The following is a 24,642-nucleotide window of genomic DNA, read 5'->3' as shown; positions in this document are numbered from 1 at the left end:
TTTATCTAAAGTATTCAGGAGCCACCGTTGAACGATCCTCAGTCGTGGGTAAAACCGTTAACGCGTATCCCTTCCAGTTTGCAACCGCTCGTTGCTACGCAGAAAAAACATTATGGCGATGTGCTGCATCCCACGCGCTGGTGGGGGCGGATGCCGTTCCTGTTCTGGCTGGTGGCGCTGTTTGTCGGGTTTCTGGAGCGTAAAAAGGCACGCCTGTCGCCAGTGATGCGCGCGCTGTTGATGACCCGCGTTTCTCAGGTGTGCCACTGCGCTTTCTGCGTTGACGCCAACAGTTTACGGCTGGCTGAACGCTGCGGCGCGCTGGATAAAGTCTTACAGGTTGCCAACTGGCAAGAATCAACGCTATTTAGCGCAGAAGAACGTGTAGGGCTGGCCTATGCTGATGCGGTCACCGCAACGCCACCACAGGTTGACGATGCGCTGAAAGCGCAGATGAAGCAGTATTTTACCGATGATGCCATTACTGAAATGACCGCGCTGATTGCGTTTCAAAATCTCTCGGCGCGTTTTAATGCCGCTCTCGATATTCCCTCCCAGGGACTGTGCGACAGTTTTAAAGGACGCCCGCATGCTTGACCGCCATCTTCATCCGCGATTAAAACCGCTTTTGCATCGCTGCGTGGGCATCCTTGATCAACCGGCGATTACCCCGGACGGACTTACGCTGGTCGGTTTTGCTATTGGCGTGCTGGCGTTGCCATTTCTGGCGTTAGGCTGGTATATGGCGGCGCTGGTGGCTATTGTGCTCAATCGGCTGTTTGACGGGCTGGATGGGGCGCTGGCACGGCGCAGAGGGCTAACGGACGCGGGAGGATTTCTCGATATCTCGCTCGATTTTCTGTTTTACGCCTTAGTGCCGTTTGGTTTTATTCTTGCTGCACCGGCGCAAAATGCGCTGGCAGGCGGTTGGCTGTTGTTCGCGTTTATTGGCACCGGCAGCAGCTTTCTGGCCTTCGCCGCGCTGGCGGCAAAGCATCAGATTGATAACCCCGGTTATGCGCATAAATCGTTTTATTATCTGGGCGGACTGACTGAAGGAACCGAGACGATTTTGCTGTTTGTGTTGGGATGTCTGTTCCCGGAATATTTTGCCGTAATGGCGTGGGTCTTTGGCGCGCTGTGCTGGATGACGACGTTCACCCGGATCTGGAGCGGATATCTGACGCTGAAAGCGGTCCAGCGTCAGGCGTAACGTAGTGCGTTGCCGGATGCGCTTCGCTTATTCGGCCTACAACGATGGCTTATGTAGGCTGGGTAAAGCGTTCTCGCTGCATCCGGCAACAATGACAATCTTACTTGCTGGCGTCCGGACCCCGTTCACCGCTGGCGATCGGGTTTTTCGGAGAGCTGCTCCACTCATACCAGCCGCCGTCGTAGACGGAGACGTTTTTCCAGCCCATTGCGCGGGCATACATAAACGTTTCCGAAGCACGCCAGCCGGTACCACAATAGAATGAGACCTGTTGCTCTGGCAGGATATTCCATTGCTTCCACATGGCGGCGATGTCATCGGCGCTGCGCATGGTGCCATCCGGATTATGGAAATCTTCCATGTGGGTGGAGTCGCTGCCTGCATGGCCCCAACGCGCCCCTGCGATCTCACCTTTTGGCTTAATGTAGCTATAGCCGCTGGTCGTACCGATAAATTCCGGCCATGAACGAATGCTCACCAAAGACGCATCCTGGCGATGCAGCAGACCGCGAGCCTGTTCCATATCCAGCATCAGCTGCGGTTGGGCAGGGATCGTCACGCCGAAATCAGGTTCAGGCTTCACCGTTGGTGCCGTACCGCGTTCGACCGGTAAACCTGAGTCAGACCAGGTCAGCCAGCCGCCGTCGAGCAGACGAACATCATTCACACCTGCATACAGCATAATTTGTGCCACGCGTGCGGCGGCGTAGACATCGCGGCCGTATAAAATCACCGTGGTGTCGTGGCGGATGCCGTGTTTCGCCAGCATCGCTTTGAGCTGAGCGTCGGACACTTTATTCCACAGCGGTTCGCTTTCGACTTCGTTGGTATCAATGTAGCCCGCGCCAGGGATATGGCTGAGCAGATACAACTTCGGCGCGCCCCAGGCGGCTTCAATCACTTTCCAGTCACCGGCCGGTTTGGCGGTTACCTCTTTACCCTGCTGAAGGTCGTGCAGCCACTGCGGGTAAACCAACTGTTCGAAGTGCGGCAGACGTTGCAGGCGGGCAGGGTCCGTAAGCGCATCGCTGAGGGTTGAGATAGCGTTAAAGCCGACTTTCTGCAGGCGGGATTTGACGGCCTGCATGTCAGTATCGCTGCCATACAATGCCACCGGCGCGTCGGTTTTCAGGTGATGTGCCTTAACCCAGGCGCTGAGTTGTTCATCATTCATCTTGTCGAGCCAGGCGGCAGACAGGTTCAGTGCGGAAGGCTCGTGTCCTGAAGGACCATTAAGCGATTGCGGCCAGCCGTTGTAAAAAGCGCTCTGACGGGTATCGATCGCCGCGCCTTGCTTTTGCTGTAACTGGTTGAGGGTGAGCGTCTGTGCTGTTTCAGCAGCCCAGGAAGAAGCGCAAGCGAGCCCTAAAGCCAGTGCCAGCGCGGTCATTTGAGAAACACGTTTCATCGAATAGCCCGACGTTGAAAAAGAGGACGACATTCTGTGCCGTCAGTTAAGTAAAAACCTTGCGTTAACGCAGCATATCGCCACATTCACGCCCAGTTTTCCATCTGTAATACGCGACCTGCTGGCGGGACGTCCTGCGCATCGTGGGTAACCTGGACCACAGGAATACCCAGTTTACGTACTTCGGTGAAGACCCACTGGCGAAAGGTATCGCGCAGCGACGCATCCAGCCTGCTAAAGGGTTCATCGAGTAACAGCGCCTGGGGTTGTGCCAGTAGCGCGCGAAGCAGGGCGACACGCGAGCGTTGCCCGCCGGAGAGCGAAGCCGGATCGCGTGAATAAAATCCTGCCAGGCCCGCGCGTGCGAGGGCGCTTTCCACCTCATGGCGTCTGGCGGGACCTTGCACGCTGGCGGGTAAGGCCAGCAGTAAATTCTGCCCAACGCTGAAATGGTCAAACAGCAGCGCATCCTGAAACAGAATGCCAATCTGGCGCTGCGCGGTAGGCAGTGTGTCTACGCGCTGTTCGTTGAGCCACAGTTCGCCTGACGCCTGAAGCTGAGGAGACAACGCCCCGATCATCCACGAAAATAACGAAGACTTACCGCTGCCGGAAGGTCCCATAATGGTGACAATGTCACTTTTATTAACCTGGAAATTAACGTCCTTCAGTAGTGCTGTCGTACCCTGGTACAACGAAACGCTTTGTACAATGAGCATTAGCGGAGTCCTTGTCGAAAGCGGCCAATCCACGCAGCGAGAAACGCCGCCAGTGCGAAAATTATAAGCGGTAACAGAAGCTGCCATAGCGCCTGGGTTGCCAGAATGGCGGTGCTACCGCCGCTGCTTAATGCCACCGCTTCGGTGGTCAGCGTGGGATAGCGCCCGGCGCCTAACCACAGCGTCGGCATATACTGGGCGATACTGACTGAGAACCCTACCGCGAAGGCAACCAGCGCCGGGCGCGCCAGCTGCGGACATTTTACTTGCCAGAATATGCGGCCCCGGGTCCAACCCAGCGTTTGCGCAATCAACATCAATCGTGGGTCAATGCGTTGCCACGCCGGTTTGAGCACAAACAGCATCCATGGCATCACCCACAGCAGGTGTCCCCAGACAATGGTTATCATCAGCCCATCCTGTCCGGCATATAACGCCAACAGATACTGTCCAGTCACTAGCGGCAGCGCAGGCAAAATGAGCGGTAGCCAGACCCAACGGTGTCCGGTTTGTGGACCCCATTCCAGCCAGGCAAAAAGTATCAGCAGCGCCAGCACGCTGGAGAGAAGCCCCAGTTGCAGGCTATTGCTGAGCGCCTCGCTATTTAGCGACGAATAGCTGGCGATCAGCGCCAGAACCAGCGCGCACACCACACCGCCAAAGGGCAAAAGTTGTACCAGCGAACGTCCGATTGTACAGGATGAAAAACGCAGGCGTTCCCCGTTTACTGCGGGAATAGTGCGTTGCCAGGCGCGCCAGAGCAGATACCCCAGCAGTGCGATGATGAGTAGCAGCAGTACCAGCAGCAGGCTGGCGAGTGCTCCTTTAGCCTGTTGCTCGGCATCGCCCTGACTGAGCCATTGCCAGCTCAACACGGCAAGCGTTGGTGGGTTTCCGGGACCAAGGACGATTGCTACATCCACTACCGAGAGCGACCAGGCGACGATCGCCAGCATGGCTTTGCCTAACGCGGGGGCGAGAGAGGGCAGAACCAGCCAGTTCAGGCATTGCAGTCGGCTGTAACCCAGCGAATCCAGGACGATAACCTGCTGCGAAAGCTGTTTTTCACTCAGCAGAGCTGAGAGGATCCATAACAAAAAGGCACTCTCTTTTACCGCCAGCGTCACGCCAAGCCCAATGCCGTAGCGGTCAGGCTGGGAGCTGTGAAACGGGAGCCATTGCCAGAGCATGCCGCCTTCGGCAAAAACCAACAGCACGCTGGTGGCGAAGGCAACGTGCGGAATCGCCAGCAGCCACGGAAGACGCGTGCACAGACGCGCCCAGCCTGCGCCGGGCCATAAGGCGAGGATCGCCAGCAGGGCGATGATCAGCGCGCCACCAGCCGCTAGGCTTACGGAAACCAGCGTTGCCAGTAACGCCTGCGGGAGTTGAGGATCGCTAAATAGCGCCAGCCAGTGTCTGGTGCTCAGCGCCGGCGTTATCAGAGAAAAAGCCGCTGGCGCCAGCGGCAGATAAACGCCCGCCATGATGGCCCAGAGTAGCAGAATTAATGTGTACCGTAGCGGCGTAGCCATTCTTGTTCCAGAGCGTTTACCCATGCAGCATGCGGTTCTGGCAGTACGGCAGGGAGCCCTTGTGGGATCCGCGCCAGCAGCGCATTACGCTGGTCGACAGGCAATTTTTGTGGATCAAGCACCGAAGGATCTCCCCAGACTGACGGGTCGGCTTTACGCAACTGCGCTTCGGGTGAAAGCAGGAAATTTGCCACGACTTTCGCTCCGGCGCTGGCACGCGCATTCGCTGGAATGGTGACAAAATGCACGTTGCCGAGCATGCCCTGTGAGAAACCAAAACTATAGCTGCTTTTGGGTAATTCACCGCTGGCCACTTTTTGCTGCGCGTGGGCAGGATTAAAGGTCATTGATAAACGCAGGGTGCCACCGTTGAGCAGCGCATCCATTCGCGCGGGCGTGGGCGGAAAATCTTTACCTTCGCGCCACAGGGCAGGATGCAAAGCATCAAGGTAATGCCACAATGGAGCGGTAACGTCGGCGAATGTGGACGCATCTGGCGCTGTTTTCAGCGCCTGCGGCTTGTTGGTGAGCGAAATTAACAACTGCTCAAGAAAAGCCGTTCCGGTAAAGTCTGGTGGACGCGGATAGGTCACCGTGCCAGGGTGCGCCTGGGCAAACTCAAGCAGTGCCTGCGGGGATTGCGGCGGCTGCGCGGTGAGATCGTGCCTGGCAATAAATGTAAGCTGTGCGCCGCCCCACGGTGATTCAGCCCCCTCCGTTGGAATGGAAAAGTCTTCATTCACCGGTTTCTGGGTATCAACATAGCGCCAGTTAGGCAGCGTTTGTGCCCACTGGGTCTGTAGCAGCCCGGCTTCTTTCAGCGTGCGGAAATTTTCGCCGTTCACCCACAGTAAATCGACCGAGCCACCGGCTTTTCGCCCGGATGCCGCTTCCGTCTGGATACGTTTTACGGCGTCGGCGGCATCCGCCAGGCGTACGATTTTCAGGTTAATGGCATAGTGTGTTTTCATCTCGCCGCTAACCCAGTCGAGATACTGGTTAACTGCGTTGTCGCCACCCCAGGCGTTGAACCACACCGTCTGACCGCGGGCGTCATTTTTGATTTGCTGCCAACTGGCGTCCTCGGCGAAAGCCGCCAGCGGAGAGAGCAGCAAACTCAGGCACAATAAGCAGTAACGCATAATATCTCCCTTGCTAAAAATGGGGGAAAGACTCAGGTCTTTTTCCGTTGATGCTCAAGATAAAGGCTTCTGGCCACGGCAATCACCACGCTCAGAGCGAACAGGATGAACAGGCCGGTAACAAACCAAAATGTGCCGCCGGTTAACAGGCTACCAGCCCATGAATAGACGATAGTGGCCGGTAACTGACCGATGCCGGTGGCGATGAAGAAATGGCGAAAACGAATCGAGGTCAGGCCTGCTGCGTAGCTTACCGGGTCGAACGGCACAAAAGGTAACAGGCGACAGACAAGAATTGTGTGCTTGCCATAGCGCTCGAAAAAAGAGTCCATGTTGTTCAGCACCGTTTTTCCGGTCAGTTTTTCCACCGCGCTGCGACCTAAAACGCGGGCAATAAAAAAGCACAGCGCCGCGCCTGCCATCGCGCTGCTCCAGGACAGAACGCCGCCCCAAAATGCGCCAAACAGCGAGGCATTGGCAAAGGTGATCACAAAGGCGGGAAGCGGTGCGACGATGGCCTGTAAGATCATCAGGAAGAACGACACGACCGCCGCCTGGGTTCCGTAAGAACGAATGAAGTTCTCAAGAGCATGCTGATCGAGCGTGGTAAATGCCGCCAGGCTGGCGTGAAGAAAATCACTCACGCCAGGTATCCACGCCCACGCCATCAGTGCGAGCAGCAGCAGGGCAAGCAAGCTTAAACGGTAATAGCGTATCCGCCGCGCTTTATTCATCTTGATCATTTACCCGCGTACTCGTGACCGGGCGCCGGATCGACATGTTTATGTCGCGCCCAGGCTTTGGCTGCCTGAACGAGGACGAATAGCGCCAGCCCCGCAACGCTGAGCTTACCGATAAATGCCCAGCTAATCCCTTCGCTGGCCAGTTCGTGCGACATCAGCGTATAGATAAAGATGCCGGGCAAGGTGGTTAGCGCAGATATCACGGTAAATGACCAGAACGGTATGGCCGTCAGCCCATAGGCATAGTTTTGAATGTTATAGGGGAACAGTGGCACGAGCCGGGTCAGGATCAGAAAGTCTACTCCGCTATGGGCAATGCCTTTTTCGATAGCCTGAAACGTTGCCGTGTGGCCAACGTATTTCAGCAGTAATTCCCGCCCAAGCCAGCGAGCCAGCATAAACGACAGCGCCGAAGCCATGGTTGCCGCCACTAACGAGATAAGCGTCCCTGTCACCGGGCCAAACAGCACACCGCCGACGATCACCAGGATGCTGCCAGGGATCAGACACAGCGCGGCAACTATAAACAGCAGGATATAAAGGGTATAGCCGAACAGGCCGCTTTGGCGGATGACATCTTGTAAATGATGGAAATTGGTGATCAGATCGGTCAGACCGTAATGATGGAAAACTCCCGCCAGAACGCAGAACAATACCGCAACAATTAGCAGCCGGTATTCTGCGTTATGCGAACTTCTTTTTCATGGGGGTTCTCCTGTAAAACCGAGTGCAATGTAGCGTTTTCGTCAGCGAAAAGTGCGCGCGAAGATATAATAAATTTCCGGCCGCAACAATGTATTACCGTGGCTTTATTGATTTTGCACAGAATAAACAGACTCTCCAGGCAAGGCCCGGAGAGTGAAAATACGCAGACGATCAGACGCGGAATTTAGCCCATACAGGCGCATGGTCGGACGGCTTTTCCATGCTGCGGATTTCATAGTCGATGCCGGTTTCTTCGCAGCGCTCCGCCAGCGGTTTGCTCGCCAGCAGCAGATCGATACGCAGGCCACGGTTATCATCAAAGCCTTTTGAGCGGTAATCAAACCACGAGAACTGGTCGTTCTTTTCAGGCCAGGCGTGACGGTAGGTATCTACCAGGCCCCAGCCCAGCAGACGTTCCATCCACTCGCGCTCTTCTGGCAGGAAGGAACATTTGCCGGTACGCAGCCAGCGTTTACGGTTCTCTTCGCCAATACCGATATCGAGGTCGGTTGGGCTGATATTCATATCGCCCATGATCAATACCGGATTGTCGCGCTTCAGTTCAGTCTCCAGGTAGTTTTGTAGGTTCTGATAAAACGCGGCTTTGGCCGGGAACTTGGTTTCATGGTCACGGCTTTCACCCTGCGGGAAATAGCCGTTGATCACCGTGATGCTGCCCAGAGGCGACGGAATTTCCGCCATGATGATACGACGCTGCGCTTCTTCGCCATCACCCGGGAAGCCACGACGCACCGCAATCGGCGTTTCTTTCGTTAATAGTGCTACGCCGTAGTGGCCTTTCTGACCGTGATAAAAGACGTTATAACCCAGCTTTGCTACCTCTTCGAGAGGGAACATATCGTCGTGGACTTTTGTCTCCTGTAAGCCAATAACATCCGGTTGGTGTTTTTCGACAATGGCTGCCAGTTGATGGGGACGGGCACGCAGGCCGTTGATATTAAAAGAGACAAATTTCATAGTCGCTGCCACTTTGCAAGATGAATAGTGCAAGGATGGTAGCAGAATTTCTGCAGGCTGACTGCTTCTTGCCACTTGATTCCAACAATGATTGCTAATGGTGTTAACGATGGAGCAAAAACTGCACCGTTTTGGCGCGTAGCGCGTCGGAATAGAGCAATAATTTCCGATAAATTTCGTATACGATCACAATTCCAGAATTATATTTGGCGACTGAATAAAATTGCGTTTTTTCCTCTGTTTAGTCATCTGGTACGCAAACATATTCACTTTATATGCACATACAGTGAATATCGTCAGGTTGTAACTCGTTGATATTCCGTCACCGCCCTCCGTTTATGCACTTTTTTCGCTGGCTGGCACGAAGCCTGCAATCTACATTTACACCGCAAACACTATATTTATTAACATATAAATAACCTTTTATTTACCGTTGAGGTCGCTATGTCTCTGTCAATTACGCGTGAAAATTTTGATGAATGGATGATGCCCGTATACGCTCCGGCCCCTTTTATTCCGGTGCGTGGCGAAGGTTCACGTCTGTGGGATCAGCAGGGTAAAGAGTATATCGATTTCGCGGGAGGCATTGCGGTTAACGCGCTGGGTCATGCACATCCGGCATTGCGCGAGGCATTAAACGACCAGGCGAGCAAATTCTGGCATACGGGAAATGGCTACACCAACGAGCCGGTGCTGCGCCTGGCGAAAAAGCTGATTGATGCCACTTTTGCCGAGCGCATTTTCTTCTGTAACTCTGGCGCAGAAGCTAACGAAGCGGCATTAAAACTGGCACGTAAATATGCCCACGATCGTTTTGGTAGCCAGAAGAGCGGCATTGTGGCGTTTAAAAATGCTTTCCATGGTCGCACGCTGTTTACCGTCAGTGCCGGAGGACAGCCCGCCTATTCACAGGACTTCGCGCCGCTGCCGCCGGATATCCGCCATGCCGTGTATAACGATCTCGACTCTGCCAGCCAACTGATTGATGACAACACCTGTGCGGTTATTGTGGAGCCGGTGCAGGGGGAAGGCGGCGTAGTGCCGGCAACAAACGCCTTTTTGCAGGGGCTGCGTGAATTATGCGATCGCCATAATGCGCTGTTGATTTTTGATGAAGTTCAGACCGGAGTTGGTCGTACCGGCGAACTGTATGCCTACATGCACTACGGCGTTACGCCGGACCTGCTGACGACAGCGAAAGCGCTGGGCGGCGGTTTCCCCATCGGCGCACTGCTGGCGACAGAGCGTTGCGCCAGTGTGATGACGGTCGGTACGCACGGTACAACCTACGGCGGAAACCCGCTGGCCACTGCGGTGGCGGGAAAACTGCTGGAAATTGTTAACACGTCGGAAGTGCTTAACGGAGTGAAACAGCGCCACGACTGGTTTGTGGAGCGTATTAACGCCATTAACGAACGTTTTGGACTGTTTAGTGAAATTCGTGGACTCGGACTGCTGATTGGCTGTGTGCTGAACGCGGAATTTGCCGGGAAAGCAAAACTCATCTCGCAAGAAGCGGCCGTTGCCGGAGTGATGGTGCTGATTGCTGGCGCTAATGTGGTGCGGTTTGCGCCAGCGTTAAACGTCAGCGAAGAAGAAATCGCCACCGGACTGGATCGCTTTGCGCTGGCCTGCGAACGCATTAAAGCAGGAGGTTCATCATGATGGTGATTCGTCCCATTGAACGCGCTGATATCACCGCGCTGATGCAGCTTGCCAGTAAGACCGGCGGCGGGTTGACCTCGCTACCGGCGAATGAAGCTACGCTGATGGCGCGTATCGAACGTTCGCTACAAACCTGGCGCGGTGAGTTGCCCAAAAGTGAGCAGGGATATGTGTTTGTGCTTGAAGACAGCGCCAGCGGAACCGTGGCAGGGATTTGCGCCATTGAGGTGGCGGTGGGGCTTAACGATCCCTGGTACAACTACCGGGTCGGTACACTGGTGCACGCCTCGAAAGAGCTGAACGTGTATAACGCGCTGCCGACGCTGTTTCTGAGTAACGATCACACGGGCAGTAGCGAACTTTGTTCTCTGTTTCTCGATCCGGACTGGCGTAAAGAAGGCAACGGCTATTTGTTGTCGAAGTCGCGCTTTATGTTTATGGCGGCCTTTCGTGACCGGTTCAATGAGAAGGTCGTGGCCGAGATGCGCGGCGTGATCGATGAACACGGCTACTCTCCGTTTTGGCAAAGCCTCGGCAAACGTTTTTTCTCAATGGAGTTCAGCCGGGCGGATTTTCTCTGCGGAACCGGGCAAAAAGCCTTTATTGCTGAACTGATGCCTAAGCATCCGATTTATACCCATTTCCTGTCTGACGAAGCGCAAAGCGTGATTGGTCAGGTGCATCCGCAAACGGCTCCTGCGCGGGCGGTGCTGGAGAAAGAAGGATTTCGCTACCGCAACTATGTCGATATTTTCGACGGCGGACCGACCCTGGAGTGCGATATTGACCGGGTACGGGCTATCCGTAAAAGCAGGCTGGTGGAGGTGGCTGAAGGGCAGCCTGCGCCGGGCGACTATCCTGCTTGTCTGGTTGCCAATGAAAATTATCAAAACTTCCGCGTCATGTTGGTTCGTGCCGACCCGGATACTCAGCGTCTGGTACTGACGGCGGCGCAACTGGACGCCCTGAAATGTCACGCGGGCGACCATGTACGTTTTGTGCGTCTTTGTGCAGAGGAGAAAACAGCATGACATTATGGATAAACGGGGACTGGTTGACGGGGCTGGGCGAGCGTCGGGTGAAAACCAATCCCGTAAGCGGTGATGTACTGTGGCAGGGCAATGATGCCGATGCAGCCCAGGTAGCGCAGGCGTGCCGGGCCGCGCGCGCAGCCTTCGCCAGTTGGGCTAAACAGCCCTTTGGCGCACGCCAGGCCATTGTTGAAAAATTTGCCTCATTGCTGGAAAGCAATAAAGCCGAACTCACACAGATTATCGCCCGGGAAACCGGCAAACCCCGTTGGGAAGCCGCTACGGAACTGACGGCGATGATCAATAAAATTGCCATCTCCGTGAAAGCCTGGCATGCGCGTACCGGAGAGCATCACAGCGAATTACCGGATGGCGCAGCGACGTTGCGCCATCGCCCGCACGGCGTGCTGGCGGTTTTTGGCCCGTATAACTTCCCTGGCCATTTACCCAATGGTCATATTGTTCCGGCACTGCTGGCAGGCAACACATTGATTTTCAAACCCAGCGAGCTGACGCCGTGGACCGGTGAAGCCGTGACAAAGCTGTGGGAGCAGGCGGGATTGCCGCCGGGTGTGCTGAACCTGGTGCAGGGCGGTCGCGATACGGGACAGGCGCTGAGCGGGCAGGACGATCTCGATGGCCTGCTGTTTACCGGCAGTGCCAATACGGGTTATCAACTGCATCGACAGCTATCCGGCCAGCCGGAAAAAATCCTTGCTCTGGAGATGGGGGGCAACAACCCGCTGATTATTGAGAACCCGGAAGATATTGATGCCGCAGTGCATCTGACTATTCAGTCCGCGTTTGTCACCGCCGGACAGCGTTGTACCTGCGCCCGTCGCCTGTTAGTTAAAAAAGGCGCGCAGGGGGATGCGTTCCTGACGCGCCTGGTGGACGTCAGCCAGCGTTTAATGCCCGGCAACTGGGACGCAGAACCGCAGCCATTTATTGGCGGGCTGATTTCCGAACAGGCCGCGCGGCATGTCTATGATACCTGGCAGCGTCTGGAGTCGTTAGGGGGCCGGACGCTGTTAGCGCCACGTCTGGTGCAAGCCGGAACGTCACTGCTCACCCCAGGGATCATCGAACTGACCGGGGCAGCGAACGTACCCGATGAAGAGGTCTTTGGACCGCTGCTTGGCGTCTGGCGTTATGACAGCTTTGATGACGCAATTCGTATGGCGAACAACACCCGCTTTGGATTGTCGTGTGGGTTGGTTTCCCCCGAACGCAGCCAGTTTGATCAACTGCTGCTCGAGGCGCGGGCCGGGATCGTCAACTGGAATAAGCCGTTAACCGGCGCGGCGAGTACAGCGCCGTTTGGCGGCGTTGGCGCTTCCGGGAACCATCGCGCCAGCGCGTGGTATGCCGCAGATTATTGCGCCTGGCCGATGGCAAGTCTGGAATCACCGGCCTTAACGCTGCCAACGACGCTTAGCCCCGGCCTGGATTTTTCTCGCGAGGATAAGCTATGAAAGCCCGTGAGGTAAATTTTGATGGTCTGGTGGGGCTGACCCACCACTATGCGGGGCTGTCATTTGGTAATGAGGCCTCAACCAAACATCGTTTTCAGGTATCGAACCCGCGTCTGGCGGCGAAGCAGGGTCTGCTAAAGATGAAAGCGCTGGCGGATGCGGGATTTCCCCAGGCGGTGATCCCGCCTCATGAGCGGCCGTATATTCCGGTGCTGCGTCAGTTGGGCTTTACCGGCCGCGACGAACAGATACTGGAGAACGTGGCGCGTCAGGCGCCTCACTGGCTCTCCAGCGCCAGCTCCGCATCGTCTATGTGGGTGGCGAATGCGGCAACGGTCTGCCCTTCAGCCGATGCGCTGGACGGGAAAGTGCATCTGACGGTGGCGAATCTGAATAATAAGTTTCACCGTTCGCTGGAAGCGCCGACCACCGAAGCGTTGCTACGGGCGATTTTCCGTGATGAGAATAGTTTTACGGTCCACGGCGCGTTACCCCAGGTTGCACTATTCGGTGATGAAGGTGCGGCAAACCATAACCGCCTCGGCGGGGATTACGGCGACCCTGGCGTACAGCTGTTTGTTTACGGTCGTGAAGAAGGGAATGCGTCCCATCCGAAGCGCTATCCGGCGAGGCAATCCCGTGAGGCCAGCGAGGCGGTCGCCCGACTGAATCAGGTTAACCCGCATCAGCGCATTTTTGCCCAGCAAAACCCGGACGTTATCGATCTTGGCGTGTTTCATAACGATGTGATTGCGGTGTCGAATCGCCAGGTACTGTTTTGTCATCAGTTGGCGTTTGCCAGACAGCAGGCGTTGTTCGAGCAGTTACGCAGTCAGGTGGCAGGTTTTACCCCGCTGGAAGTCCCGGCTGCGGAAGTGTCGGTGCAGGATGCGGTGACTACCTATCTGTTTAACAGCCAGTTACTGAGCCGTGATGACGGTTCGATGATGCTGGTCCTGCCGCAGGAGTGTCGGGAGCATGCGGGCGTGTGGCGGTATTTGAACCGTCTGCTCGAGGAAGACAATCCGATCGATGACCTGCAGGTATTCGATCTGCGTGAAAGTATGTCCAATGGCGGCGGTCCGGCATGTCTGCGCCTGAGAGTGGTGCTTACGCCACAGGAGCTGCAGGCCATAAATCCGGCGGTTATCATGAACGATACGCTGTTTAACACGCTGAATAATTGGGTCGACCGTTACTATCGCGATCGTCTTACCGCCGCCGACCTTGCCGACCCGCAGCTGTTGCGTGAGGGGCGTGAAGCGCTGGATACGTTGACGCAATTGCTAAACCTCGGCTCTGTGTATCCCTTCCAGCAGGAGAGGACCAGCCATGGATAATTTTCTGGCCCAGACGCTGGCAGGGATAACCCCCGAGACAACCGAGGGCACAGCTCGCGGCTTTTCCTGGCAGTGGATTGGTCACGGAATTCTGGAGCTGACGCCGGTCGCTCCGGCGGAATATTCGCTGGTGCTGTCTGCTGGGATCCACGGCAATGAAACGGCCCCGGTAGAGATACTTGATTCAATTCTCTCCAGGCTGTTTAGCGGTGAACTGACGCTGACATGGCGGCTGCTGGTGATTCTGGGGAACCCGCAGGCGTTGGCGGCGGGACAACGTTATTGTCATAGCGACCTGAACCGTATGTTTGGCGGCCGTTGGCAGATTTTTGCCGCGAGTGAAGAAACGCACCGAGCCCATCAGCTTGAGCTGTGTCTGGAGGATTTTTATTCGCGGGCGAAAGAGCCAGTCCGCTGGCATCTGGATCTGCACACCGCGATTCGCGGCTCGCAGCATCTGCGCTTTGGCGTGTTGCCACAACGCAACGTTGCCTGGGACGAAGATTTTTTGGAATGGCTGGGAGAGGCTGGGCTGGAGGCGCTGGTTTTCCATCAGACACCTGGCGGCACGTTCACCCATTTTAGCGCTGAACATTTTGGCGCGCTGGCCTGCACGCTGGAACTGGGTAAAGCGCTGCCGTTTGGACAAAACGATCTGACTCAGTTTGCGCAGACGGCAGATGCGCTGGCGAAGCTGCTGCAGGGCGAGCGAATGTCACCGGGAGAAACATCTCCGCTGCGTTACCGCGTGGTGTCGCAAATCACGCGGCGTAGCGACGATTTCATTCTTCACATGGATAACCAGACGCTCAATTTTACCCCTTTTACAGAGGGCACCTTGCTGGCGCAGGACGGTGATGAACGTTTTACCGTCACCCATGATGTTGAATACGTTCTTTTTCCAAATCCAAACGTGGCCTGTGGTTTACGTGCCGGATTGATGCTCGAAAAATTATGACAAATATATATGCCCTTTTGGTTTATCCCTAAGGGCTTATTTTTACGTGCTGTTTTTATTTATTACGGATTATTCCTGGTGAATTGCTTTCTTAATAATCAGGGATGAGGTATAGTTCTTCATAATCCCTTCAAAATCATCCCGTTGTAATTTTTTATTGCAACTCTGCGCAATTTATTCTTTTTTTCTCCATAATTGATGAAAGTTTGTTTTTTACACTTTCATTGTTTTACCGTTGCTCTGATTAATTGACGCTTAAGCCGGTAAAGTTAATCTCGTCAACACGACATCACATTGCATAAGAGTCGCATGAGTGTCGTAAAAATAACTGAAAGAAAGGATAGAAATTATGCGTAAACTGACTGCTCTGTTTGTTGCCTCTACCCTGGCGCTGGGCGCTGCTAACCTGGCCCACGCCGCTGACACGACAACATCTGCGCCAGCTGATGCCAAACCAATGATGCACCACAACGGTAAGTTTGCCCCGCATCATGACATGATGTTTAAAGACCTGAGCCTGACCGATGCGCAGAAACAGCAGATTCGCGAGATCATGAAAGGTCAGCGTGATCAGATGAAACGACCGCCGCTGGAAGAGCGCCGCGCAATGCACGACATCATCGCCAGCGATAGCTTTGATAAAGCGAAAGCGGAAGCGCAGATTGCGAAGATGGAAGAACAGCGCAAAGCCAACATGCTGGCGCACATGGAAACTCAGAACAAGATTTACAACATTCTGACCCCGGAACAGAAAAAGCAGTTTAATGCCAATTTTGAGAAGCGTCTGACAGAACGTGCCGCGCAGAAGGGTAAAATGCCGCAAGCTGCTGAGTAATCGTTCAGCGTCTACACTATATCATTCACGCTGTGTGTGCTGATTGCCACTCAGTGTGAAACCAAACTCAAGACCGCCGCTCTTGTCCACAACACGTTTAACGAGGTGGGCAGGATCGGCGGTTTTTTCTTTGCTGCCTCTTGCACCGCGCTTGTGACACGTTATTCTCCTGAAGCCCGCGAAAATTCCACCTGGAGGGCGCGTTGTTCTTTTTTGCAAAACACCGGGTTCATCGCTAAGGCAAATCAACTCTGCTGCCGATAACAATAATCTGCAGGGTGAACATAACAATGATGATTTATGGCTGCCTGTTTACGGTGGGCTGCCGTGCTGCGCCTTTCTGGAGGGATGATGGAATACTTTGATATCCGCAAAATGCCGGTCAATCTGTGGCGAAATGGTGCGGGAGAAACGCGTGAGATTTGCTGTTTTCCGCCAGCAACACGAGATTTTCACTGGCGGGCGAGTATCGCCTCCATCGCAGCGAATGGAGAGTTTTCTCTTTTTCCCGGCGTAGAACGCGTGATTACCCTGCTGGAAGGCGGAGAAGTGACGCTGGAAGAGCCGAACACCTTCACGCATACCCTGAAACAGCATCAGCCTTTTACCTTTGCCGGTGACAAGGTGGTAAAAGCGAAGCTGACGGAAGGGCAGATGTCGATGGATTTTAATATCATGACCCGACGGGATGTCTGCCAGGCAAAAGTCAGAGTTGCCGATCGCACCTTTACGACCTTTGGTTCGCGCGGCGGCGTGGTGTTTGTTATCAGCGGAGCCTGGCAACTGGGTGATAAGTTGTTGACCGTCGATCAGGGTGCAAGCTGGCACGACGGTAAACACACGTTACGACTGCTGGAGCGCGAGGGGAAACTGCTGTTCAGCGAGATTAACTGGATGCCGGGGCATTCTCCGGACTCAGTTCAATAATGTCATATTGACCAGACAGAATAGGCCGGCAGAGAATTTTGTAGCCATCTTGATCAAAGCCGGCCGGCATTCGCGCGAGTGTAGCTGCCTCATCCAGCGTTGAAACGGCTCCCAGCCACAGCCAGTTATTGATGATATGGTACTGCGTCATTTCAGCGCGGGTTTCCTGCAGCGCAATGGCATTGCTCCACGGCCAGCAGATTACGCGCACTCTTTCCAGGGCTTCTACCAGACGCAAATAATGTGCTTCAGGGCTTTCTTTCCCACAGCAGGCTCCGGCGCAGCGTTTAAGCGCGGAGCGAAAACAGGCGCGCCCGTGGCTGAGGGGTTCCAGCCCCAACAGGCCGTAGCACAGCTGTTGTTCATCGGCGAGGCTTTGCAGCGTCTGTAGCGCTGCGCGGCGGTTGGCAAATAGGCCAAACAGATTGGGTGCGTGGGAGAAATCAATATCTCGTGCGTAAACCACCTGAACCGTTCGATCGGTAAGCTGCAAGGCACACAGCTGGCGATTGCGTCGCAGCCGTTTGTTAAACAGGGGCTGCTGTTCTTTGATAAGCCGCGCTTCCAGCAGCAGGGCGCCAATTTCTCCGGCCGTACAAATCCAGCTAATGCGCCTGGCCTGACGCAGCATACTCGCTTCGTCTGCGGTACGCAGATGCGCCAGCACACGGCTGCGAATATTGACACTTTTACCAATATAAAGCGGCATGGTGTCGCTATCACTGTGAAACAGATAGACGCCTGGCGCGGTGGGAAGCGCACTCAAAAACGGGCGCAGGTGCTCGGGATATTCATAGATTGCCGCTGCCTCAAATGTCAGACGAGGGGCTGATTGACGCTGTACCACTGTTGACTCCAGATGCTGGTTATTCATCCAGTGTAGCAGTTTGAGGGCGATTAAAAAAGCGGCATGAGATTCAGCAGGCTAATGCCAGATAGTGCCAATCCTGGCGCTACCCGGCATTTTGAAGGGAAAAGGATTACGCTTTTTTCCAGAAATCATCAAACACAGTGATCGGGGTGCGACGTTTATGCTCAGTTTTCACGTACCAGCCTTCAATTTTTTTCGCGACGTCGGGATCCAGCGTTTTTCCTTCCAGATAGTCGTCGATGTTGTCGTAAGTGACGCCCAGTGCGGCTTCATCCGGCAGAGAAGGGCGATCGTCCTCGAGGTCGGCAGTTGGTGCTTTCTTATATAAGTGCTCCGGGCACCCCAGCGCGGCGAGCAGTTGTTTGCCCTGGCGCTTGTTCAGACGAAATAGTGGGTTAATGTCGGTACCGCCATCGCCGTACTTAGTGAAAAATCCGGTGATGGCTTCTGCAGCATGATCGGTACCCACGACAACTCCGCTGGTCATGCCGGCGATACTGTATTGTGCCTTCATACGTTCACGGGCTTTTTCATTGCCACGCACAAAATCGCTCAGTTCAATACCCGCTTCACGCAGGGCCTGCTCGCTGGCCAGCACCGCGCCCTTAATATTGACGGTCAGTACGCGGTCCGGTTGAATAAAGGCGATGGCATCCTGGCAGTCCCGCTCATCGGCCTGAACACCATACGGTAGGCGTACGGCAATAAACTGCAGTGCGTCATTACCCGTTTCTTTTCGCAGCTCGGTGATCGCCATCTGGCACAGTTTTCCAGCGAGCGTTGAGTCCTGTCCGCCGCTAATTCCCAACACCAACGATTTCAGAAAGGGGTAGGTCTGCAGATACGATTTCAGGAAATCCACGCTGCGGCGAATTTCTTCTTCTGCATCGATGTGCGGTTTTGCGCCAAGCGCCTGGATTATCTCTTGCTGCAGAGTCATTTAACCCCCTCCGAAAAATAAAATGATCAAAAAAATGATGTGTTAAAGCTAACGCGTTGAGGCCCAAACGACAAGGGATGCGAGCCTGATATAGCATCATTTTGTTTTAATAGAATTTTCCGAAACCACCTAAGTATCCTCTGATTGCTTGAAAAATGCGTTGTTGTGCTCCAGGCTTATATAACACGCTGAAATACAAGAGGACGGAATATGAACAAGAATCTAACAGGAATTCTGAGCGCAGCGGCTGTTTTGACTATGCTGGCAGGGTGTACGGCCTACGATCGTACGAAAGACCAATTTGTTCAGCCCGTGGTGAAAGATGTGAAGAAAGGGATGAGCCGGGCGCAGGTAGCGCAGATTGCCGGTAAACCGTCTTCCGAAGTCAGTATGATCCATGCGCGTGGGACGTGTCAGACCTACATCCTGGGTCAACGAGATGGTAAAGCTGAGACCTATTTTGTTGCTTTAGATGACACCGGACACGTGATTAACTCTGGCTACCAGACCTGCGCAGAGTACGACACCGACCCGCAGGCAGCGAAGAAGTAGCAACTGTTTATTGCCTGAGCACTCGGGAAAACCGGCCACTGCGCCGGTTTTTTTATGTCACACGATCTTAATTATTGACGCGAATTATTTGCCTGAAGTGTGAGGGTGGTCATAACGCCAGGTCAAGGAGAGACAATTTAGTTGGTCAAGGAAATACCATCCGCCGGTGCAATCCCGTATACTCATTTCAGCCACCTAAAAAAGTAATTTAGCTGACGCAAGTTACCCAGAGCATGGATGCAGGTTAGGGCTTGCGGAGTGTCTGGTGACAGATAATCGCACATGAGGATCGTTTTAATGGAAAAGAAACACATTTATCTGTTTTGTTCTGCGGGCATGTCGACTTCATTGTTGGTTTCGAAGATGCGTGCTCAGGCCGAAAAATACGAAGTACCGGTTATTATTGAAGCGTTTCCTGAAACGCTGGCCGGAGAAAAAGGTCCAGTGGCCGATGTTGTATTATTAGGTCCACAAATTGCTTATATGTTGCCCGAAATTCAGCGTTTGTTACCCAACAAGCCTGTGGAAGTGATTGACTCGCTGCTGTATGGCAAAGTCGATGGTTTAGGCGTGCTTAAGGCTGCGGTTGCAGCAATTAAAAAAGCCGCAGCAAATTAATTATTTTATTTTAATTTTTCCCGTCAAAGAGTTATTTCATTAACATTCACCGCAATTATTAATTGCGGTATTTAAGGGTATTTTTCTATGAGTAACGCTATTGCTTCACTTGAAAAGGTACTCCTTCCTTTTGCTGTAAAAATTGGAAAGCAGCCACACGTTAATGCAATCAAAAACGGTTTTATTCGTTTAATGCCGTTAACCCTCGCAGGGGCCATGTTTGTATTAATCAATAACGTTTTCCTGAGCTTTGGGGAGGGGTCGTTTTTTTATTCAATGGGCATTCGACTTGATGCTACAACTATTGAAACGCTGAATAGTTTGAAAGGCATTGGTGGAAACGTCTATAACGGTACGCTGGGTATCATGTCATTGATGGCGCCGTTCTTTATCGGTATGGCGCTGGCAGAAGAACGCAAAGTCGACTCACTGGCTGCCGGGCTGTTATCCGTCGCCGCGTTTATGACCGTAACGCCATATAGCGTGGGTGAAGCCTATGCCGTTGGCGCGAACTGGCTCGGCGGTGCCAATATTATTTCCGGTATTATTATCGGCCTCGCGGTCGCGGAAATGTTCACCTTTGTGGTCCGTCGCAATTGGGTAATTAAATTACCCGATAGCGTACCGACATCCGTGTCGCGCTCTTTCTCTGCACTGATTCCTGGCTTCCTTATCCTCTCCATTATGGGGATCATCGCCTGGGCATTGAACACCTGGGGTACGAACTTCCACCAGATCATCATGGATTCCATTTCAACTCCGCTGGCATCGCTGGGCAGCGTGGTGGGCTGGGCCTACGTGATTTTTGTTCCGCTGCTGTGGTTCTTCGGTATTCACGGTTCACTGGCGCTGACCGCGCTGGACAGCGGTATCATGACGCCATGGGCGCTGGAAAACATCTCCATCTACCAACAGTTTGGTTCCGTAGACGCCGCGCTGGAAGCCGGAAAGACCTTCCACGTCTGGGCGAAACCGATGCTCGACTCCTATATTTTCCTCGGGGGTAGCGGGGCTACGCTGGGTCTGATCATCGCTATCTTCCTGGCATCGCGTCGTCCGGATTATCGTCAGGTTGCTAAACTGGCACTGCCGTCAGGCCTGTTCCAGATTAACGAACCTATCCTGTTCGGTCTGCCGATCATCATGAACCCGGTGATGTTTATCCCGTTCATTCTGGTGCAGCCGATTCTGGCGGCGATTACGCTGGCAGCTTATTACTCCGGCATTATTCCACCGATTACCAACATCGCACCGTGGACTATGCCAACCGGTTTGGGCGCGTTCTTTAACACCAACGGTAGCGTCGCTGCTCTGCTGGTCGCGCTGTTCAACCTCGGTATCGCCACGCTGGTTTACCTGCCGTTCGTGGTGGTAGCCAACAAAGCGCAGAACGTTATTGATCAAGAAGAAAGCGAAGAAGATATCGCTAACGCATTGAAATTCTAAAATTTAATCCGGCATGGCTTCACGGTCATGCCGGACTGAACCAGAGGAAAAAAGTATGTTGGATATCGAAAACATCGTTGACACGCAGTCAGAAGCAGAAGAACTCGAAGAAGTGGTGATGGGTCTCATCATCAACTCCGGTCAGGCGCGTAGCCTGGCGTACGGCGCGCTCAAAATGGCCAAGCAAGGCGATTTCGAGTCAGCTAAGGCTATGATGGACCAGTCTCGCCTGGCGCTGAACGAAGCGCACCTCGTGCAAACGAAACTGATTGAAGGCGATCAGGGCGAAGGTAAAATGAAAGTTAGCCTGGTGCTGGTTCATGCTCAGGACCACCTGATGACATCAATGCTGGCGCGTGAGCTGGTGACTGAACTGATTGAGCTTCACGAAAAGCTGAAATAGCGAGGAGTGCATAATGCAGCTACAGATTAACGCACCGGAAATCAAAACCGTCTATGAGCAGCAGCTGTTTAATGGCAAAAATTTCCATGTGTTCATCTATAACAAAACTGAGAGCATCAGCGGGCTGCATCAGCATGACTACTACGAATTTACCCTGGTTTTAACCGGGCGCTATTATCAGGAAATCAACGGTAAACGCGTATTGCTCGAACGCGGGGACTTTGTTTTTATTCCATTGGGATCGCACCACCAGAGTTTTTATGATTTTGGGGCGACAAGGATCCTGAACGTCGGTATCAGTAAACGCTTTTTTGAACAGCACTACCACCCGCTGCTGCCATTTTGTTTCGTTGCATCGCAGGTCTATCGGGCGAATAATTCGTTTCTCACTTACATTGAAACGGTTATTGCATCATTGAACTTTCGCGAGAGTGGACTGGATGAATTTGTAGAAGTGGTCACCTTCTATATTATTAACCGGTTGCGCCATCATCGCGAAGAGCAGGTGCTGGATGATATTCCGCAGTGGCTTAAAATCACCGTGGAGACCATGCATGACAAACGGCAGTTTAGCGAGAATGCGCTGGAAAACATGGTACACCTGTCCGCGAAATCTCAGGAGTATCTGACCCGCGCAACCCAGCGTTATTACAGCAAAACGCCGATGCAGATCATTAATGAAATCCGCATTAACTTTGCCAAAAAACAGCTGGAAATGACTAACTATTCTGTAACGGATATTGCTTACGAATCTGGCTACAGTAGTCCAAGTCTGTTTATTAAAACGTTTAAAAAGCTGACGTCATTTACACCTAATAGCTATCGTAAGAAATTAACTGAATTTAATCAGTAGATATTATTTGCCAATAACCCATTTTTTATAGCTTGCCCAAAATAGCGTCGGGACAGCCACGCTATACCTGACAAACGGGTTGAGCATAATACACGTCAGTGTTTTGACACTGAAGGGAGAAAGTATGAGCCAGAAATTAAAAGTCGTCACTATCGGTGGCGGGAGCAGCTACACCCCTGAGTTACTTGAAGGCTTTATTAAGCGCTATCATGAATTACCGGTTTCTGAATTGTGGCTGGTTGATGTCGACGATGGAAAAGAGAAGCTGGACATTATTTTTGACCTTTGCCAGCGCATGATCGATAAAGCTGGCGTGCCGATGAAGTTGTTTAAAACGCTGGACCGCCGTGAAGCGCTGAAAGATGCTGATTTCGTTACCACCCAGCTGCGCGTAGGGCAACTGAAAGCCCGCGAAAAGGATGAACGCATTCCGCTGAGTCACGGGTATCTGGGGCAGGAAACCAACGGCGCTGGTGGGCTGTTCAAAGGTCTGCGTACTATTCCGGTTATCTTTGATATTGTCAAAGATGTGGAAGAACTGTGCCCGAATGCGTGGGTGATTAACTTTACTAACCCGGCCGGGATGGTGACGGAAGCGGTCTATCGCCATACGAATTTTAAGAAATTCATCGGTGTATGTAATATCCCCGTCGGCATGAAAATGTTCATTAGCGATGTGCTGGCGCTGAAAGAGAGCGATGACTTATCCATCGATCTGTTCGGTCTGAACCATATGGTCTTTATTAAAGACGTACTGGTGAATGGTAAATCACGCTTTGATGAACTGTTGGATGGCGTGGCTTCAGGTCAACTGAAAGCCTCCACCGTGAAGAACATCTTCGACCTGCCGTTCAGTGAAGGGTTGATTCGCTCGCTGAAGCTGGTGCCGTGCTCATATTTGCTCTATTACTTCAAGCCAAAAGAGATGCTGGCGATTGAAATGGGTGAATACTATAAGGGCGGCGCTCGCGCTCAGGTGGTACAGAAAGTGGAGAAACAACTGTTTGATCTCTACAAAAACCCGGATTTGAACGTGAAACCGAAAGAGCTTGAACAGCGTGGTGGAGCCTATTACTCCGATGCGGCCTGTGAAGTGATCAACGCCATCTACAACGACAAACAGACCGAGCACTATGTCAACGTTCCGCACCATGGGCATGTTGACAATATCCCGGCGGACTGGGCGGTTGAGATGACCTGTACACTGGGACGCAACGGCGCCACGCCGCACCCACGTATTACCCATTTTGATGAGAAAGTGCTCGGCCTTATCTATACCATTAAAGGCTTTGAAGTCGCGGCGAGCAATGCGGCACTGAGCGGCGAGCTGAATGATGTGCTGCTGGCGTTGAACCTGAGTCCGCTGGTGCATTCTGACAGCGATGCCGAGATTCTGGCGCGTGAGCTGATTCTGGCGCATGAAAAATGGCTGCCAAACTTCGCCGGGTGTATCGAGAAACTCAAAAGCGAACAACACTAACTGAGGTCGGCTATGGAACGCGTACTGATTGTAAATGCGGATGATTTTGGCCTGAGTAAAGGACAAAACTACGGCATTGTTGAAGCCTGTCGCAATGGCGTGGTCACCTCGACAACTGCACTGGTTAATGGCGCAGCCATTGACCATGCGGTACAGCTGAGTCGCGACATACCTGAACTTGCCGTTGGGATGCATTTTGTTCTGACGCTGGGCAGGCCATTGACGGCAATGCCAGGCCTTACTCGTGACGGGTTACTGGGAAAATGGATCTGGCAGATGGCTGAAGAAGACACCTTGCCGTTGGATGAAATTTCTCAGGAACTGGCCGCGCAGTATCAGCGTTTTATTGACCTGTTCGGGCGGGAGCCAACGCATCTGGATAGCCATCACCATGTGCATATGTTCCCGCAGATTTTCCCTATCGTGGCCGGGTTTGCTGCCCAACGGGGGATTGCGTTACGGATCGATCGTCAGGCGGTATTCCAGGCGTCTGACTTTCCGCAGACGTTACGGACTTCCCAGGGATTCAGCAGCGAGTTTTATGGCGAAGCGATTTCTGAAGCCCTGTTTTTGCAAACGCTTGACGCGTCAGCAGACCGGGGAGAGTCCTCGCTGGAAGTGATGTGTCATCCGGCCTTTATCGATGACATTATTCGTCAAAGTGCCTACTGTTACCCCCGCTTAACTGAGCTTGACGTGCTGACGTCTCCGTCACTGAAATATGCTATTGCGGAGCGCGGTTATCGTCTTGGCAGTTTTCTGAACGTGTAACTCCTGAGTTTGCGGCGCATAATGCGCCGCATTT

General features: G+C 53.4%; 25 protein-coding genes. 16 read left to right on the top strand and 9 right to left on the bottom strand.

Annotation, left to right across the window (positions count from 1 at the left end; genetic code table 11):
* Nucleotides 1–27: 27 nt before the first annotated feature.
* A complete protein-coding gene (locus O6D90_RS13185) occupies nucleotides 28–597 on the top strand; it encodes a carboxymuconolactone decarboxylase family protein (protein ID WP_016156315.1) in 570 nt (189 codons plus the stop codon).
* Nucleotides 590–1,213 (top strand): CDP-alcohol phosphatidyltransferase family protein, encoded by a 624-nt coding sequence (locus O6D90_RS13180; RefSeq protein WP_016156316.1) that lies wholly within the window; start codon nucleotides 590–592, stop codon nucleotides 1,211–1,213. The genes O6D90_RS13185 and O6D90_RS13180 overlap by 8 nt, the downstream gene beginning before the upstream one ends.
* A 100-nt stretch (nucleotides 1,214–1,313) precedes the next feature.
* Here O6D90_RS13180 and O6D90_RS13175 read toward each other — a convergent pair whose 3' ends face one another.
* The 7 genes from O6D90_RS13175 to xthA all read right to left on the bottom strand — a co-directional run bounded on the left by O6D90_RS13175 (nucleotide 1,314) and on the right by xthA (nucleotide 8,443).
* Complete coding sequence (locus O6D90_RS13175; protein ID WP_016156317.1) at nucleotides 1,314–2,621, bottom strand: sulfurtransferase; 1,308 nt, start codon at nucleotides 2,619–2,621, stop codon at nucleotides 1,314–1,316.
* Between the two features lie 86 nt (nucleotides 2,622–2,707).
* Nucleotides 2,708–3,340: an ATP-binding cassette domain-containing protein gene (locus O6D90_RS13170; RefSeq protein WP_016156318.1), complete on the bottom strand. Its 633-nt coding sequence runs from the start codon at nucleotides 3,338–3,340 to the stop codon at nucleotides 2,708–2,710.
* Complete coding sequence (locus O6D90_RS13165) at nucleotides 3,340–4,875, bottom strand: ABC transporter permease (protein WP_016156319.1); 1,536 nt, start codon at nucleotides 4,873–4,875, stop codon at nucleotides 3,340–3,342. Before O6D90_RS13165 ends, O6D90_RS13170 begins: the two co-directional genes overlap by 1 nt.
* Complete coding sequence (locus O6D90_RS13160) at nucleotides 4,848–6,017, bottom strand: ABC transporter substrate-binding protein (protein ID WP_016156320.1); 1,170 nt, start codon at nucleotides 6,015–6,017, stop codon at nucleotides 4,848–4,850. Before O6D90_RS13160 ends, O6D90_RS13165 begins: the two co-directional genes overlap by 28 nt.
* 32 nt (nucleotides 6,018–6,049) lie before the next feature.
* Nucleotides 6,050–6,760 (bottom strand): TVP38/TMEM64 family protein, encoded by a 711-nt coding sequence (locus tag O6D90_RS13155; protein ID WP_016156321.1) that lies wholly within the window; start codon nucleotides 6,758–6,760, stop codon nucleotides 6,050–6,052.
* The gene (locus O6D90_RS13150; RefSeq protein ID WP_016156322.1) at nucleotides 6,757–7,413 is read right to left on the bottom strand and encodes a TVP38/TMEM64 family protein; all 657 of its coding nucleotides are present in this window, start codon (nucleotides 7,411–7,413) and stop codon (nucleotides 6,757–6,759) included. Before O6D90_RS13150 ends, O6D90_RS13155 begins: the two co-directional genes overlap by 4 nt.
* A gap of 223 nt (nucleotides 7,414–7,636) precedes the next feature.
* Nucleotides 7,637–8,443 carry an exodeoxyribonuclease III gene (xthA, locus tag O6D90_RS13145; protein WP_016156323.1) on the bottom strand — a complete coding sequence of 269 codons (807 nt, stop codon included), beginning with the start codon at nucleotides 8,441–8,443 and terminating at the stop codon, nucleotides 7,637–7,639.
* A 444-nt stretch (nucleotides 8,444–8,887) separates the two neighbouring features.
* On the opposite strand from xthA, the gene astC reads away from it, so the two are divergent.
* The 7 genes from astC to ves all read left to right on the top strand — a co-directional run bounded on the left by astC (nucleotide 8,888) and on the right by ves (nucleotide 16,674).
* A complete protein-coding gene (gene astC, locus O6D90_RS13140) occupies nucleotides 8,888–10,108 on the top strand; it encodes a succinylornithine/acetylornithine transaminase (RefSeq protein WP_016156324.1) in 1,221 nt (406 codons plus the stop codon).
* The gene (gene astA, locus O6D90_RS13135) at nucleotides 10,105–11,139 is read left to right on the top strand and encodes an arginine N-succinyltransferase (RefSeq protein ID WP_016152846.1); all 1,035 of its coding nucleotides are present in this window, start codon (nucleotides 10,105–10,107) and stop codon (nucleotides 11,137–11,139) included. Before astC ends, astA begins: the two co-directional genes overlap by 4 nt.
* Nucleotides 11,136–12,614 (top strand): succinylglutamate-semialdehyde dehydrogenase, encoded by a 1,479-nt coding sequence (gene astD / locus O6D90_RS13130; protein WP_016156325.1) that lies wholly within the window; start codon nucleotides 11,136–11,138, stop codon nucleotides 12,612–12,614. Before astA ends, astD begins: the two co-directional genes overlap by 4 nt.
* Nucleotides 12,611–13,954 (top strand): N-succinylarginine dihydrolase, encoded by a 1,344-nt coding sequence (gene astB / locus O6D90_RS13125; RefSeq protein ID WP_016156326.1) that lies wholly within the window; start codon nucleotides 12,611–12,613, stop codon nucleotides 13,952–13,954. Before astD ends, astB begins: the two co-directional genes overlap by 4 nt.
* Complete coding sequence (gene astE / locus O6D90_RS13120) at nucleotides 13,947–14,912, top strand: succinylglutamate desuccinylase (protein ID WP_016156327.1); 966 nt, start codon at nucleotides 13,947–13,949, stop codon at nucleotides 14,910–14,912. The genes astB and astE overlap by 8 nt, the downstream gene beginning before the upstream one ends.
* 349 nt (nucleotides 14,913–15,261) lie before the next feature.
* Nucleotides 15,262–15,747 carry an ATP-independent periplasmic protein-refolding chaperone Spy gene (gene spy / locus O6D90_RS13115; RefSeq protein WP_016156328.1) on the top strand — a complete coding sequence of 162 codons (486 nt, stop codon included), beginning with the start codon at nucleotides 15,262–15,264 and terminating at the stop codon, nucleotides 15,745–15,747.
* 351 nt (nucleotides 15,748–16,098) lie between these two features.
* On the top strand, nucleotides 16,099–16,674 hold the full coding sequence (ves, locus tag O6D90_RS13110) for an environmental stress-induced protein Ves (RefSeq protein WP_016152850.1): 576 nt from the start codon (nucleotides 16,099–16,101) through the stop codon (nucleotides 16,672–16,674).
* On the opposite strand, the gene cho is transcribed toward ves, so the two are convergent.
* A complete protein-coding gene (gene cho / locus O6D90_RS13105; RefSeq protein WP_085951045.1) occupies nucleotides 16,634–17,548 on the bottom strand; it encodes an excinuclease Cho in 915 nt (304 codons plus the stop codon). The two genes, ves and cho, sit on opposite strands and share 41 nt — an antisense overlap.
* Before the next feature lie 106 nt (nucleotides 17,549–17,654).
* Nucleotides 17,655–18,485: an ammonia-dependent NAD(+) synthetase gene (gene nadE / locus O6D90_RS13100; protein ID WP_016156329.1), complete on the bottom strand. Its 831-nt coding sequence runs from the start codon at nucleotides 18,483–18,485 to the stop codon at nucleotides 17,655–17,657.
* A 210-nt stretch (nucleotides 18,486–18,695) separates the two neighbouring features.
* On the opposite strand from nadE, the gene osmE reads away from it, so the two are divergent.
* The 7 genes from osmE to chbG all read left to right on the top strand — a co-directional run bounded on the left by osmE (nucleotide 18,696) and on the right by chbG (nucleotide 24,608).
* Entirely contained in the window at nucleotides 18,696–19,037 is a 342-nt protein-coding gene (gene osmE, locus O6D90_RS13095; protein ID WP_003030621.1) for an osmotically-inducible lipoprotein OsmE, read from the top strand.
* A 297-nt stretch (nucleotides 19,038–19,334) separates the two neighbouring features.
* Nucleotides 19,335–19,655, top strand: a complete 321-nt coding sequence (chbB, locus tag O6D90_RS13090) for a PTS N,N'-diacetylchitobiose transporter subunit IIB (RefSeq protein ID WP_003832547.1) — start codon at nucleotides 19,335–19,337, stop codon at nucleotides 19,653–19,655.
* Nucleotides 19,656–19,742: 87 nt separating this feature from the next.
* A complete protein-coding gene (gene chbC, locus O6D90_RS13085; RefSeq protein ID WP_016156330.1) occupies nucleotides 19,743–21,101 on the top strand; it encodes a PTS N,N'-diacetylchitobiose transporter subunit IIC in 1,359 nt (452 codons plus the stop codon).
* A 55-nt stretch (nucleotides 21,102–21,156) separates the two neighbouring features.
* Nucleotides 21,157–21,504: a PTS N,N'-diacetylchitobiose transporter subunit IIA gene (chbA, locus tag O6D90_RS13080; RefSeq protein WP_003030618.1), complete on the top strand. Its 348-nt coding sequence runs from the start codon at nucleotides 21,157–21,159 to the stop codon at nucleotides 21,502–21,504.
* 10 nt (nucleotides 21,505–21,514) lie between these two features.
* Nucleotides 21,515–22,357, top strand: coding sequence for a transcriptional regulator ChbR (gene chbR / locus O6D90_RS13075; protein WP_088583157.1), 843 nt, complete (start codon nucleotides 21,515–21,517; stop codon nucleotides 22,355–22,357).
* Between the two features lie 124 nt (nucleotides 22,358–22,481).
* Nucleotides 22,482–23,837 (top strand): 6-phospho-beta-glucosidase, encoded by a 1,356-nt coding sequence (locus O6D90_RS13070; RefSeq protein WP_016156332.1) that lies wholly within the window; start codon nucleotides 22,482–22,484, stop codon nucleotides 23,835–23,837.
* A 12-nt stretch (nucleotides 23,838–23,849) separates the two neighbouring features.
* Nucleotides 23,850–24,608 (top strand): chitin disaccharide deacetylase, encoded by a 759-nt coding sequence (gene chbG / locus O6D90_RS13065; RefSeq protein ID WP_016152855.1) that lies wholly within the window; start codon nucleotides 23,850–23,852, stop codon nucleotides 24,606–24,608.
* Nucleotides 24,609–24,642: the final 34 nt, after the last annotated feature.

Source organism: Citrobacter sp. 21OH12SH02A-Citro (assembly GCF_027919895.1).
Taxonomy (GTDB): Bacteria; Pseudomonadota; Gammaproteobacteria; order Enterobacterales; family Enterobacteriaceae; genus Citrobacter; species Citrobacter braakii.
This window is presented reverse-complemented; position numbering and strand designations above follow the sequence as displayed.